This is a genomic window from Aquabacterium olei, from assembly GCF_003100395.1.
GTDB classification, from domain to species: Bacteria; Pseudomonadota; Gammaproteobacteria; order Burkholderiales; family Burkholderiaceae_C; genus Aquabacterium; species Aquabacterium olei.
This window is the reverse complement of sequence record NZ_CP029210.1, coordinates 3,000,468-3,013,192: the sequence shown is the minus strand read 5'-3', so window position 1 is coordinate 3,013,192 and position 12,725 is coordinate 3,000,468. Positions and strand designations below refer to the sequence as shown.

10 protein-coding genes and 2 tRNA genes are annotated in these 12,725 nt (G+C 69.3%); 6 read left to right on the top strand and 6 right to left on the bottom strand.

The features are described from left to right. Positions 1 to 68: 68 nt before the first annotated feature. Positions 69 to 2,273 (top strand): RelA/SpoT family protein, encoded by a 2,205-nt coding sequence (locus tag DEH84_RS13515; protein WP_109038395.1) that lies wholly within the window; start codon positions 69 to 71, stop codon positions 2,271 to 2,273. 15 nt (positions 2,274 to 2,288) lie between these two features. Here the strand turns inward: DEH84_RS13515 and greB are convergent, their stop codons facing one another. Further along, positions 2,289 to 2,861 (bottom strand): transcription elongation factor GreB, encoded by a 573-nt coding sequence (greB, locus tag DEH84_RS13510; protein ID WP_109037323.1) that lies wholly within the window; start codon positions 2,859 to 2,861, stop codon positions 2,289 to 2,291. A 172-nt stretch (positions 2,862 to 3,033) separates the two neighbouring features. Here greB and DEH84_RS13505 point away from each other — a divergent pair, with 172 nt between their 5' ends. The 5 genes from DEH84_RS13505 to DEH84_RS13485 all read left to right on the top strand — a co-directional run bounded on the left by DEH84_RS13505 (position 3,034) and on the right by DEH84_RS13485 (position 8,894). After that, on the top strand, positions 3,034 to 3,717 hold the full coding sequence (locus DEH84_RS13505) for an excisionase family DNA-binding protein (protein ID WP_159098963.1): 684 nt from the start codon (positions 3,034 to 3,036) through the stop codon (positions 3,715 to 3,717). Between the two features lie 21 nt (positions 3,718 to 3,738). Further along, complete coding sequence (locus DEH84_RS13500) at positions 3,739 to 4,827, top strand: sensor histidine kinase (protein ID WP_109037321.1); 1,089 nt, start codon at positions 3,739 to 3,741, stop codon at positions 4,825 to 4,827. A gap of 10 nt (positions 4,828 to 4,837) precedes the next feature. Next, entirely contained in the window at positions 4,838 to 5,215 is a 378-nt protein-coding gene (locus DEH84_RS13495) for a response regulator transcription factor (protein WP_109037320.1), read from the top strand. 71 nt (positions 5,216 to 5,286) lie between these two features. After that, positions 5,287 to 8,055, top strand: coding sequence for a PAS domain S-box protein (locus tag DEH84_RS13490; protein WP_109037319.1), 2,769 nt, complete (start codon positions 5,287 to 5,289; stop codon positions 8,053 to 8,055). A 143-nt stretch (positions 8,056 to 8,198) separates the two neighbouring features. Beyond that, positions 8,199 to 8,894 (top strand): TVP38/TMEM64 family protein, encoded by a 696-nt coding sequence (locus DEH84_RS13485; RefSeq protein ID WP_159098962.1) that lies wholly within the window; start codon positions 8,199 to 8,201, stop codon positions 8,892 to 8,894. A gap of 18 nt (positions 8,895 to 8,912) precedes the next feature. On the opposite strand, the gene DEH84_RS13480 is transcribed toward DEH84_RS13485, so the two are convergent. From DEH84_RS13480 to DEH84_RS13460, 5 genes are all read right to left on the bottom strand, one after another. Next, entirely contained in the window at positions 8,913 to 9,755 is an 843-nt protein-coding gene (locus DEH84_RS13480) for a tetratricopeptide repeat protein (RefSeq protein WP_109037317.1), read from the bottom strand. 189 nt (positions 9,756 to 9,944) lie between these two features. After that, a tRNA-Arg gene (locus tag DEH84_RS13475) sits at positions 9,945 to 10,021 on the bottom strand. A 31-nt stretch (positions 10,022 to 10,052) separates the two neighbouring features. Beyond that, positions 10,053 to 10,129: transfer RNA gene (locus DEH84_RS13470), tRNA-Arg, on the bottom strand. A gap of 104 nt (positions 10,130 to 10,233) precedes the next feature. Next, positions 10,234 to 11,490 (bottom strand): heme biosynthesis HemY N-terminal domain-containing protein, encoded by a 1,257-nt coding sequence (locus DEH84_RS13465; protein WP_109037316.1) that lies wholly within the window; start codon positions 11,488 to 11,490, stop codon positions 10,234 to 10,236. Positions 11,491 to 11,510: 20 nt separating this feature from the next. Beyond that, complete coding sequence (locus tag DEH84_RS13460) at positions 11,511 to 12,671, bottom strand: uroporphyrinogen-III C-methyltransferase (protein ID WP_245932591.1); 1,161 nt, start codon at positions 12,669 to 12,671, stop codon at positions 11,511 to 11,513. Between the last annotated feature and the right edge of the window lie 54 nt (positions 12,672 to 12,725).

The following is a 12,725-nucleotide window of genomic DNA, read 5'->3' as shown; positions in this document are numbered from 1 at the left end:
GGCCTTTGTCGTTGTTTCCCGAGAGCCTGACGTCCCCAGGGGACTTGCGCTCGCGCTACATTCAGGACATGACCCTGGCCACTGACGCCGCGGCGGCTTCTTTTGCCGCGCTGACCCACAAGCTCGATTACCTGGACGAGGCCGACATCCGCCGTGTGCGGGAGGCCTACCGGTTTGCCGACGAGGCCCACCTGGGGCAGTTCCGCGCCAGCGGCGAGCCCTACATCACGCACCCGATCGCGGTGGCCGGCCTGTGTGCCGACTGGAAGCTGGACGCGCAGGCCATCATGGCCGCGCTGATGCACGACGCGATGGAGGACTGCGGGGTCACCAAGGTCGAGCTGATCGAGCGTTTCGGGGCGCCCACGGCCGAACTGGTCGACGGGCTCACCAAGCTGGACAAGCTGCATTTCTCCACCAAGGAGGAGTCGCAGGCCGAGTCCTTCCGCAAGATGCTGCTGGCCATGGCGCGCGATGTGCGCGTCATCCTGATCAAGCTGGCCGACCGGCTGCACAACATGCGGACGATGGCCGCGATGGTGGCGCACAAGCGCGCCCGCATCGCCCGGGAAACGCTCGAGATCTACGTGCCGATCGCGCACCGGCTGGGCCTGAACCAGACCTACCGCGAGCTGCAGGAGCTGTCCTTCCAGTACATCAACCCGTGGCGCTACGGGGTGCTGGCCAAGGCCGTGAAGAAGACCCGCGGCAACCGCCGCGATCTGGTCGAGCGCATCCGCAAGGAAGTGCAGGAAGCGTTCGATGCAGCCGGCATGCAGGTGGAGGTGTACGGCCGCGAGAAGACGGTTTACTCGATCTATCACAAGATGGTCGAGAAGAACCTGAGCTTCGCGCAGGTCAGCGACATCTTCGGCTTCCGCATCGTGACCCACGAGCTGCTGGAGTGCTACACGGCGCTGGGCGTGCTGCACCAGTTGTACAAGCCGCTGCCGGGGCGCTTCAAGGACTACATCGCCATCTCGAAGGCCAACGGCTACCAGTCGCTGCACACGACGCTGGTCAACCCGGTGGGCACAGCGGTGGAGTTCCAGATCCGCTCGCAGGCCATGCACGCCGTGGCCGAGAAGGGCATTGCGGCGCACTGGATGTACAAGGAGCAGGAGGAGCCGGGCGATGCATCGCCGCAGCAGGCGGCGGTGTGGCTGCAGTCGCTGATCGACATCCAGCATGAAACGCGGGATTCGGCCGAGTTCCTCGAGCACCTGAAGATCGACCTGTTCCCGGAGTCGGTGTATGTGCTGACGCCGAAGTCGCGCATCGTGGCGCTGCCCAAGGGCGCCACGCCGGTGGATTTTGCCTACGCCATCCACTCGGGCGTGGGCGACCGCTGTGTGTCGGCCAAGGTGAATGGCGAGCCGGTGCCGCTGCGCTCGCAGCTGCACAGCGGCGATGTGGTCGAGATCATCACGGCGCCGAGCGCCCGGCCGAATCCGGGCTGGTTGAACTTCGTGCGCACGGGGCGGGCCCGCTCGAAGATCCGCAGCTACCTGAAGGCGATGGAGGCCGAGGAGTCGCTGGAGCTGGGCGAGAAGCTGCTGGCGCAGGCGCTGCGCGCCGAGGGACTGACGCTGCCGAGCGGCGACGACGAGAGCGCGGGTGCGGAAGGCGCCCTGTGGCAGAACCTGGTGCGCTGGGGCGGCAACCGCAGCCAGCGCGAACTGCTGATCGACATCGGCCTGGGCCGCAAGATCGCACCGATGGTGGCCAAGCGCCTGGCACAGCTGATGGCCGAGTCGGGCGAGCGGCCGGATGCGCTCACGTTGACGCTGGGCCGTTTTGCGGCGGCCGAGGCGCCGACGCAGGGCTCGGTGGTGATCGACGGCAGCGAGGGGGCCACGGTGCGCCTGGCGCCGTGCTGCACGCCGGTGCCGGGCGACCCGATTGCGGGCTACCTGGGCCGGGGCGAAGGCCTGGTGGTGCACACGCAGCGCTGCGGCGTGGGTCGCCGCCTGTTCGAGCGGGACAGCGAGCGCTGGATCGACGTGAGCTGGGCCGAGGAGCCCACCCGCCCGTTCGAAACCGTGCTGGCCGTGACGGTCAACAACGGCAAGGGCGTGCTGGCCCAGGTGGCCTCGGCCATCAGCACGGCCGAGACCGACATCACCCACATCGAGATGGGCGATGAGCGCCTGGGTCAGACGGCCGAGCTGCGCCTGACGGTGGCGGTGCGCGACACCGAGCACCTCTCGGATGTGTTGCGCGCGCTGCGACGCTGCAACGTGGTCATCAAGGCCGAGCGCGTCTGCCCCTGAGGCCGCAAGCGGGCTTCAGGGCCCGTCGGTCTCTCGGGTTGGCGCGGGGTAGCGCACCTCCAGGACTTCGAGCCGTTCCAGCCCGCCGGGCGTCATCAGCTGCACCTCGTCGCCTTCGCGGGCCTTGAGCAGCGCGCGGGCGATCGGCGAGATCCAGCTGACTTCGCCATTGAGGTTGTCGACCTCGTCGATGCCCTTGATGGTGATGGTGCGCTCCACCCCCGCCTGGTTGGCGTAGGTGACGGTGGCGCCGAAGAAGATCTGGTCGTTGCCATGGTGCGCGGTGGGGTCCGCCACTTCCGCGCGGTCCAGCCGCTTCGTGAGGAAGCGGATGCGGCGGTCGATCTCGCGCAGGCGCTTCTTGCCGTAGAGGTAATCGCCGTTTTCGGAACGGTCGCCGTTGGAGGCGGCCCAGTGGACGATTTCCACCACCTTGGGGCGTTCCACGTCGATCAGACCGACCAGTTCGGCGCGCAGCCGCTGGTAGCCCTCGGGCGTCATGTAGTTCTTGGTGCCGGCAGGCAGCGGCGGCAGGGCGACGTCGTCGTCCTCGTCGCCTTCGGGTTCCTTCGTGAAGGCTTTGCTCATGGGACGCGATTGTGCCCAATCCAACGGGGGGCGCCAAATGCGACTTCTGCACGCCCCGTGGGTGTTTTGTGCTCCAGGGGCCTGCGGGTGAGGTTGTGGAACTCGAAAAACTGAAATGTCTGCCGACAACATGGGTGAGACCCCCCACTGGCGCGACAAAAAGGTGTGCCCCATGTCCCACGTGATTCCTTTGGGCCCCGCGGCCCGCATGCTGACCACCCGCGAGGCCGCCCTCCGCCTGGGTGTTTCGCTGCGCACCGTGCAGCTGTGGGTCGAGGCCGACATCCTGCCGGCCGCTCGCACGCCCGGGGGGCACCGGCGCATTCCGTACAACGCCGTCGAGGCGCTGGCCCTGAGCACCGGGCTGGGTGGAGAAGTGCCCCGCGCGGCCGAGCGGGCGCGTGCGCTCGCTGCCGTGCCCGAGGTGCAGCCCCCACCCGCCCGTCCGCGCGACGCCGTGCAGGGCACCCGGCCGCTGGACGTGCTGCTGGTGGCCGATGACCCGCAGTGGCAGGCGCGCTGCGAAGCCGCCGTGCAGCCGTTCGGGCCTTCGGTGACGATGCGGATGGCCGAAACCGGTTACCTGGCCTTGCTGCAGATCGGCCAGCGCGCGCCCGACCTGCTGGTGACCAACCTGGACCTGCCCGGGATGGACGGCATGGCGATGCTGCGGACGCTGGAGCGATGTGAGTCACTCGCCGGCATGCGCGTGCTGGTGCTGAGTGCGGCCAGCGACCACGAAATTGCCCGCCGCGGTGGCCTGCCACTGGCCGCGGAGCGGATTCACCTGCCGGTGTCGCCCGAGGCGATTGCCGTGCGGGTCGGTCGCCAGTTGCTGGGACAGCGTGCCAGCTGAAGGCGCCAGAAAAGGAACACCATGAACGACGCTTTCCGGATGTTGTTTGACCAGGTCAAGAGTGGCGTGGTCTGGGTGCAGCGCAACGGGGTGGTGCGCTATGCCAACAAGGCCGCGGTGCAGATGACGCCCGTGATGCTGGGCCAGCCGATGATGGACCCGGTGGCCGAACGCACCGTCAAGGCGGCCGGGCAGAACATGCTGACGCTGCCGTTCCAGTTCGAGCTGACGACGCAGGAGGCCAACCCCGACACGATTCGCGCGGTGGTGATCAATGCGCCGGTGGGCACCGACCTGATGGTGGTGCTCAACAACGTCTCGGAGGAGCGCTGGTACTCGCACGCGCTGGAAAACCTGATCGGCTACATCGACGCCGAAATGGCCCGCCCGATCGAGATGCTGGCCGGCAAGTTGCCGGCGATCAGCCAGATCCTGGCGCGCCCGGGCATCGCGCCCGAACTGCAGGCGCTGGCCGAAGAGGCCTCGGCGCTGTCGGGCAAGCTGGGCAAGCTGCACGACCTGGTCAGCGTCTTCGGCGAGAGCGCCATCCAGCGCGACGAGCGCATTCTGCTGCCCGACCTCTTGCGCAAGGCGCTGGACGAGGTGATGTACCTGGCTTCTGCCCGCAACGTCACGGTGGCCGTCAACGGCGTGGAGGGCGAGCTGCCGCCGGTCTATGGCAGCGTGCACTGGCTGGGCAAGGCCATGTCCGAGTACCTGGAGCAGTCCATCCGCAGCGCGCAGCCCGGCGGGCTCATCGACCTGTCGGTGCAGGCGGTGGGCACGCGGGTGATGGTGCGCGCCCGCAACCAGGGCCTGTTCGTGTCCAACCACGAGCGCCGCAAGGCGTATGTGCCCTTCGGTGTGGGCGACTCGCCCAAACCCGTGGCGCGCCAGGGCATCGGCCTGGCGCTGAGCCAACGCATCCTGGAACAGCACGGCGGCTCGGTGCGCATCGAGGACGATCTCGATGGCGTCGACTTCGTGCTCGAGATCCCCGCCGGGGCGCCCGCCACGCAGGACGCCCAGCTGTCCGTCGAGCAGGCCCAGCGCTATGCCCGCGACATGTCGCAACTGCTGGCCCGCAGCATGAGCAAGAAAGTGAACTGAGGAGACCGCCATGGCCCACCGCATCCTGATTGTTGAAGACCAGGCCGACATCCGCAAGCTGATCCGCATGACGCTGGAGTTCGGCGATTTCGAAATCCACGAGGCCCACGACGGTGAGTCCGGTCTGGCCATGGCCCGGGCGATCCGGCCCACGGTGATGCTGCTGGACGTGATGATGCCGGGCCTGCTGGACGGGTACCAGGTGTGCACCCGCATCAAGCAGGATCCCGAGCTGAAGGCGATCCAGGTGGTCATGCTGACGGCGCGCGGTCAGGCGACGGACCTTGCTGCTGGCGAGGCGGCAGGCGCCGACGCGTACCTGGTCAAGCCGTTCAGCCCGCTGGAGCTGATCGAGCGCGTGGAGGCCATGGTCTCGACCGTTGCCTGAGGACAGCCCTGCACCGAGCGAGGTGCCGGGCACCCCGTGACGGCCCCCATGCGGGCGCAAGGAGTGAGGCCATGAACCATCGTCGTGATGCAGTGGAGCTTCCCGCCACCCTGGAACGGCTCATCTCGGCGCTGGAGCGCCTGACCGGGCGGATTCCGCTGGGGCATGCCCTGACGCTCATCGGTGCCATCGGGGTGCTGCTGACCGCGGCCATGGTCTTCACCGTGTGGCGCATCGAGGCCGAACGGACCCGGCACGAGTTCGATGCCGATGCCGTGCGGCTGCAGATGTTGCTGCAGGATCGTCTGATGCAGCGCGTGACGACGCTGGAGCAGGCGGCGGCCTGGTTCGGCGCCAACGACCGCGGGACGGCCTCTGCCACCTGGCCCGCTGCCCGCATCGTGCGTGTGAAGGGCGAGGCCGCATCGCCCGCGGCCTTGGGTCGGCTGGGAGGCTACCCCCCGGCCGAGAGCGAGGCGCTGGCGTCCTGCCTGGTGCATGTGGAGGGCAGCGCCACCACCTTGTGTCCGCCGGCCACCGGGGCGGCGAGCGGGAGCCGCTTCATGGCACGCGCGCTGCCCGCTTCGCGAGGCTGGGTCGTGACGTTGCTGAATGACGCCGATCTGCTGCCCGCGGCCCTGCCTCGAGGCGACTGGCTGCTGTGGGCCCGGCTGTTCGGCAAGGTGCCCGTGCCGCTGCACGACGCGGCAGGGGCACCTTCGGCGCCCATGCTGGACGATGGGACGCGCAACCGCTGGCACCGCGACGTTGGCATCATGCTGGCCGGCGAGCGCCTGACCCTCACGCTGCAGGGCCACGAACAGGCGCGTGGGTGGTGGCAGGGCCTGATGCGCTACGCCAGCGTCTGGGCGGCCGCAGCGTTCGGGCTGGTCTGCACGCTCACGGCGCTGCATGTCTACCTGATGCTCATTTCGACGCGCAGGCGGGCCGCCCGCATGGCCAGCGAGATGTCGGCCGAGCTGCAGCGCACGCAGTCCCGCAACCAGGCGGTGATGGACACCGCGGCCGATGCCATCGTGATGGTCGACGGCCAGGGGCTGGTGCGATGGTGCAATCAGGCCACCACCAGCATCTTCGGCCGGCCGCCTGACGTGCTGATGGGGCAGCCGATCAACAGCGTGCTGCCCGCGCTGTCGCCCGACGGCCTGGACGACTGGTTTGCCAACCATGGCTTCTCCAACCGCGTGATCGGCTGTGAGACCACGGGGCTGCGCAACGAGGGCACGGCCTTTCCGGTGGCGGTGTCGGCCAGCCGGGCCACGCTGGACGGCGAGCGCATCCAGACCTTCATCGTGCGCGACACCACCGACGCGAAGTGGGCCGAGCAGGAGCTCATTCTGCGTGACCGCGCGCTGGCTTCGTCGGCCGATGGCGTGGTGATCGCGTCCATGACCTTGCCCAATCACCCCGTGATCTACGTGAACGCCGCGTTCGAGAAGATCACCGGCTACGAGGCCCACGAGGTGCTGGGCCTGAACTGCAGCCTGCTGCAGCGTCACGATCGCAACCAGCCGGGCATCGAAGCCATGCGCGAGGCCATCCGTGAGGGCCGGCCCTGTCAGGTGGTCGTGCGCAACTATCGCAAGGATGGCAGCCTGTTCTACAACGAGCTGGCCATCTCGCCCGTGCTCAATGCCGAGGGCGAGCTGACGCATTACGTGGGCGTGCAGTCGGACATCACCGATCGCATCGCGGCCGAGCAGGTGCTGCAGCTGCGCACCGAGCGTCTCAATGCCGTGTTCGACCTGAGCCCCGATGGCTTTGTGGTGCTGGACAAGCGGGGCGAGGTCAGCATCGTGAACCCGGCCTTCGAGCGCATGACCGGCTTGCTGGCGGCCGATCTGGTCGGGCAGTCGATCGAGGCGCTGGAAGAGCAGTTGATGGCGCGCTGTCAGTGGGTCGAGAGCGATGCCGTCGCGCCGCACGAAGGGCAGAGCGCCGAGAGCGATGCACGCCAGTTCGGGCCGCGGGAACTGCTCCACCTGCATACGCCATGCGCGCGCACCCTCACCCGTCGCGTGCGCCACGGCGGGCAGGACAACGAGACCGTCATGTACTTCCGCGATGTCACGCACGAGCGTGAGGTGGACCGCATGAAGAGCGAGTTCCTGTCGATGGCCGCGCACGAACTGCGCACGCCGATGGCCAGCATCTTCGGCTTCACCGAACTGCTGCTCAAGCGCCAGTTCAGCGACGAGCGGCGCAACGACATGCTGTCGACCATCCACCGGCAGGCCCAGGTGCTGATCAACCTGGTCAACGAGTTGCTGGACCTGGCCCGCATCGAGTCACGCCGGGGCAAGGACTTCAAGCGCGAGCGCCAGATGCTGCAGCCGCTGATCGAGGGCACGCTGTCGGGCCTGCTGGTGCACAACGACCCCCGCAAGGTGGACTACCGCCTGCCCGAGGAGCCCATCGTTGTCGATGTCGATCGGGAGAAGCTGTCGCTGGCGCTGACCAACGTGCTGTCCAACGCCTACAAGTATTCGCCGGGGGGCGGCGCCATCGAGCTGTCGCTGCTGTGGCGGTCGCAGGGGGCGCAGGGCGAGGTCGGCATCCAGGTCACCGACCATGGCCTGGGCATGACGCCCGACCAGCTCGAGCGGGTGTTCGAACGCTTTTTCCGCGCCGACACCTCGGGCAACATTCCGGGCACGGGCCTGGGCATGACCATCGTGAAGGAGATCATCGAGCTGCACGGTGGCCAGGTGATGCTGACCAGCGAGCACGGCGTGGGGACCACGGTGGTGCTGTGGCTGCCGGTGGTGAGCGGTGCGCCGGCGGCGCAGCAAGGCGAGTCCGCGGCGGCCTTGGCCTGAGCGTGGCGCGCGGGATGCGCGCCTCCCCGAAGCGCGGGGGCTGAGGCCTCGTTCGGGGGCATCTCCGCATGGCCGGGCCCGGGGCGGCGGGGCAGCATCGCTCTGCGCGCGCGGCGATGGGCCGCTGCGCCTGGAGACCGTCCTTGCCTTCCTCGCTCTCTGTGCCTCCGCTGCGGCGGGCGCGCTTGCTGTTCATTGCGGCCTACGCGCTGGTGGGCGTGGCGCTCGTGTGGCTGTGGCAGCAGCCGCAGGCGCGGGCGCTGCTCAGCCTGCCGGCTTTGTCAGAGGCTGGCCGCACGCTGTTGCAGACCCCGTTCGGCTCGCTGGCCGTGATCGGTGGCTACGTGCTGGCCGTGTTTCTGGCGGTGCCCGTGGCCGCGCTGATTGCAGCGGGCGTGCTGGTGTTCGGCCCGTGGCCCGGCATGGCCTACGCGATGGCGGGGATGCTGGCGGGGGCGGTCGTTGCCTGGGCGGTGGGGCGCTGGAGCGGCCCGGCGCTGATCGACCGGGCAGCGGGCGGGCGGCTGGCGCTGCTGTCGGCGCACCTGCACCGGCGCGGCCTGTGGACGGTGGCGGTGGTCCGCGCGTTGCCGGTGGCGCCGTTCCTGGTCGTCAATGTCGCGGCCGGTGCGCTGGGCGTTCGCCTGCGTGATTACGTGCTGGGCAGCTTTCTCGGCCTGCTGCCCGGCACCGTCGGGATGTCGCTGTTCATGGACCGTGTGGTCGCGGTGTGGCGCGAGCCGGGACCCGGCGCATGGGCCAGCCTTGCCGCCGTGTTCGCGGGCGTGGCGACCCTGCTGTGGTGGACGCGGCGCCGGCTGAGCCAGCCGCCGGTCTGAGCCCGCGCGGGCCGATCCTCAATACAGCCCGGCGGCGCTGCCCGATTGCAGGGCCGCCAACGCCGCCGGATAGCCTTGGGCTGCCGCCTTCTTCAGCCAGTGCAGGCTGGCCGGCAGGTCCTTGTCCTGGCCCACGCCGGTGCGGTGCATCACAGCCAGCGCGTACTGGGCCTCGGCCTCGCCGGCGTCGGCCGCCAGACGAAAGCGCCGGGCCGCTTCGGCCAGGTCGCGCGGCACGCCACGGCCGGCCTCGTGCATCCAGGCCAGCCGCGTCTGGGCGCTGCGGTCACCCTGGTCGGCCAGGCGTGCATACAGCGCGGCGGCCTCGGTGTGGCGGCCCGCGGCCGACAGCGATTCCGCTTGTTGGTACGGGCTCAAGGCCAGATCGGGCTGATCGAGTGCCGCCAGGCGGGCGCGTGCGTCCGTGTCACCGGCCTGCGCCGCCATGCCGAGATAGAGCCGTGCCCGGGCCGAGTCACGAGACAAGGTCTCGCCGGTGCTGTAGAGCAGGCCCAGCCGGTACTGCGCCTTGAAGTTGCCGGCCCGTGCCGCCGCGGTGTAGAGCGTCTCGGCCTTGCGCAGATCACGCGGCTCGCCGAGTCCATCTTCGGCCAGCACGCCCAGGTTGAACAGCGCATCGCCGTTGCCCACCTCGGTGAGCGTCTCCCACACATGGCGGGCCTCGGTGTAGTGCCCCATCTTGAACTCGGCGTAGGCCTTGTAATTGCCCATGGCGGGGTTGCGCAGCCAGTCGCTGCGGGTGCTGTCCTGCGCAGAGGCCGTGCCGATGAGGGCGAGCAGCAGACCTGCGGCGAGCAGGGGGCGCCGCCATGGCGAGCGGGAGGGGGAGCAAGAGGGCATGGGCGTTGTCTCCGGTGTCCTGCGCGTGGCGCAGCCGGGCCGGTGCATGCCGGCCCTGGGTTGAATGCCCGACAGCATACGCGCTGCGTGTCATCCGGAGGGGCCTCGGCGTGACGAAAGCGGAGGCAAAAACACAAAAGGTCAGATGCCTTGAGACATCTGACCTTCTGGCGCACAACGCAATGTGCTTGGTGCGGCTGGCAGGATTCGAACCCACGACCCCTTGGTTCGTAGCCAAGTACTCTATCCAACTGAGCTACAGCCGCTAAAAATGTTCTCGGCTACCAGTTGCGAAACTGGTGCGGCTGGCAGGATTCGAACCCACGACCCCTTGGTTCGTAGCCAAGTACTCTATCCAACTGAGCTACAGCCGCCGAGAAGTGAAACTATAGCATGTTTTCAGCCCTGCCGTCAAAACGGTGCACTTTTTGTGCGCCGCCGCGGCGCGGTGTGGCGAGCACCACACCACTGTGGCGGATCAGTCGCGTTCGCCGGGCAGGGCGGCCCGACGGTAGAAGCGGGCGGCTTCGTCGTCGCGATGTTCGCGTTCGGCCAGCTGGCCCAGCGCGGCCCAGGCGGTGCGGCGCCGCTCGGTGTCCAGCGCCTGGTCATTGGCGGCCGACATCAGCATGCCGCGCGCCTTGCCCCACAGCTGCCGTTCCGACAACGCCAGGCCCAGCACCAGCGCCAGGCCCGGATGGCGCAGGGCCATCTGCGTGCAGGCATCCAGGCGGGGCAGCCACTCGGCTTCCAGGCCGATCAGACTGTCGCCCAGGGCCTGGGTGAGCGCGTCGACGGCCTCGGGCGCTTGCTCGGTCAGGCGGTCCCACAGCGGGGCCAGCCACTGCCGTGCATCGGTCGGGGCGCCGAGGGAGGCCATGCGCCGTGCGGCATGCGCCACCACCATCGGGTCGCGCCGGTCGGCGGGGTCCAGATGCGACCACACGTTGCGGAGCTGGTCGGCGTCGCGGGCCGAATCGAGTGTCTCGGTGGCCAGTGTGCGCAGCAGGCCTTCGGCGGCAACCGGCGTGAAGCCCTGGTGCTTGGCCAGCAGGCGGGCGGTGCGCAGCGCCTCGACGGGCTGGCGGGCCAGCCGGGCAGCCTGGAGTTTGAGGCGCAGGGCCTGCGTGCGGCGTGCCACGCCGGGCGGCAGCTCGGCCAGATCGCGCAGGGCCTTGGGGGCGTCGCGGTCTTCCAGCGCGCATTCGGCGGCCATCAGGCGCGCGCCTTCTTCTGTCGGGCGCGGCTTGCGCGTCAGCTGCGAGAGCTCGATGGCGCGCCGCAGCTGCTCGTCGCGGCGCGGGCGGTCTTGCAGGCGGTGCAGGCTGCCCGCCGACAGCAGGTGGGCCAGGGCCGTGAACTCGGCGTCGAGCGCGAGTTCAGGCGTGTCGGCCTGGATGGCGATCGCCTTCTGGCAGGCGCGGTGGGCTCGGCTGTAGCGACCGGCCATGTACAGCGCCAGCCCTTCTCGCAGGGCCGCCTGCGCCAGACGGTCGCGCTGGTTCAGGCGCCAGCGTCGGGCGCGCTGCGGCAGATCCAGCAGGCCGTCGAGCCCGCGGATCAGCGAGTACACGGCCAGGTAGATCAGGATCAGGCTGATCAGGAAGAGGTTGAGCGAGAGGTCGGCGCGCCAGCCCATCCAGTAGAGGGTGACGAGGCCGTCATTGGCGCCGAGGGCGGTGGCCCCGACCACGGCCACGACGGCCAGCAGCAGAAGCCAGACGATGGAACGCATGCCTTGTGTCCTTCCGGGGCTCAGCGACCGCCGTTGACCGCGATCAGCGCGGCCAGCGTGTCATCGGGGCGGGGCACCACGGTGTGCTGGCCCTGGCCGATCACTTCGGCCAGCAGCGATTGCAGCAGCTGGGTCTTGCGCGAACTGGTGTCGAAGTAGCGGGACACGGCCTGTTGCGTGGCCTGCAGATCGGCGGTGGCGGTGTGCGTCTGGCGGCTCAGCAGGGCCACGCGGGCATTGAGCAGGCGCAGTTTCATGTTCTCGCGCACGAAGAAGCCTTGCTCGGGTGAGATCAGCATCGCCTCGGGACGGTCCACGCGGGTCAGGCGGACGAGGCCGCGGGTTTCGTCCCACACGGTGCGGGCCGATCCGCTGATCCAGCCCAGCACCTGCTCGCTCCAGCCCGGCTCGCCAGAGGCTGCTTCGGAGGCCGCGCCAGGGGCAGACGCCCCTTTGGTGGTCTGGGCGTTGCGCAGCGCGGGCCGGCTGGGTGCAGGCACCGGGCGGCCCTTTGCCATGGTGGCCTCGGGCTGGTTGAGCAGGGGCACCTCGTCGATGAGGCGGATGGCCTCGTCGAGGCGGATGCCCAGGGTGACGAGATCGGCCACGCGCGTGGCCTTCACGCGGTCAAGGTCCTTGGCGATGGCACGGCGGACGTTGTCCAGCCGGGGCTGACGGGTACGGGTCAGGCGTTCGTCGGCCGATTGCAGCGCGGCCACGATGGGATCGGCGCTGCCCGTCAGCGAAGCCTGCTGTGCGGCCACGCGCAGGCTCGATTCGATGTCGGCCAGCAGGTTCTCGTCGCGTGACTGGCTCAGGTTCTTGACGAGGTCTTCGACCTGCGTGCGCTGCAGGGCGACCTCGGCCAGCCGGGTTTCGAGCAGCGTGGCGCGGGCCGCGGCCTCGCGCGAGAGCTCCTGGGCCTGCTTGGCGGCCACGCGGGCCTCGGTGGCCTGGCCCTGGCTGTCCTGCTGTCGGCGCACCAGCTCCTGTTCGAGGCTGTGCACGCGCTGCTGCGTCTGCCAGGCAGACCAGCCGGTCGCGACGGCGGCAGCGGCCAGCGCCAGAACGGTCCAGCGCATCCACCCGGGCTGCCCGGACGGGGTGACGGTGTCGTCGCCTGCGCGAGGGGACGCGGGCAGTGCGGGCTCGGTGGCTTGAGGTGGGGTGGTATCGGTCACGCTTTGATTGTATCGAGCGGCCCAGCGTGCGCCCGTGACAAAAAGGCGTGGGGC

What these genes read in the sequence shown, in the direction of transcription:
- DEH84_RS13515 (WP_109038395.1), top strand. Translation starts at nt 69, where the DNA reads ATGACCCTGGCCACTGACGCCGCGGCGGCTTCTTTTGCCGCGCTGACC.
- DEH84_RS13505 (WP_159098963.1), top strand. Translation starts at nt 3,034, where the DNA reads ATGTCCCACGTGATTCCTTTGGGCCCCGCGGCCCGCATGCTGACCACC.
- DEH84_RS13490 (WP_109037319.1), top strand. Translation starts at nt 5,287, where the DNA reads ATGAACCATCGTCGTGATGCAGTGGAGCTTCCCGCCACCCTGGAACGG.
- DEH84_RS13465 (WP_109037316.1), bottom strand. Translation starts at nt 11,490, where the DNA reads ATGCGTTCCATCGTCTGGCTTCTGCTGCTGGCCGTCGTGGCCGTGGTC.
- greB (WP_109037323.1), bottom strand. Translation starts at nt 2,861, where the DNA reads ATGAGCAAAGCCTTCACGAAGGAACCCGAAGGCGACGAGGACGACGAC.
- DEH84_RS13495 (WP_109037320.1), top strand. Translation starts at nt 4,838, where the DNA reads ATGGCCCACCGCATCCTGATTGTTGAAGACCAGGCCGACATCCGCAAG.
- DEH84_RS13480 (WP_109037317.1), bottom strand. Translation starts at nt 9,755, where the DNA reads ATGCCCTCTTGCTCCCCCTCCCGCTCGCCATGGCGGCGCCCCCTGCTC.
- DEH84_RS13500 (WP_109037321.1), top strand. Translation starts at nt 3,739, where the DNA reads ATGAACGACGCTTTCCGGATGTTGTTTGACCAGGTCAAGAGTGGCGTG.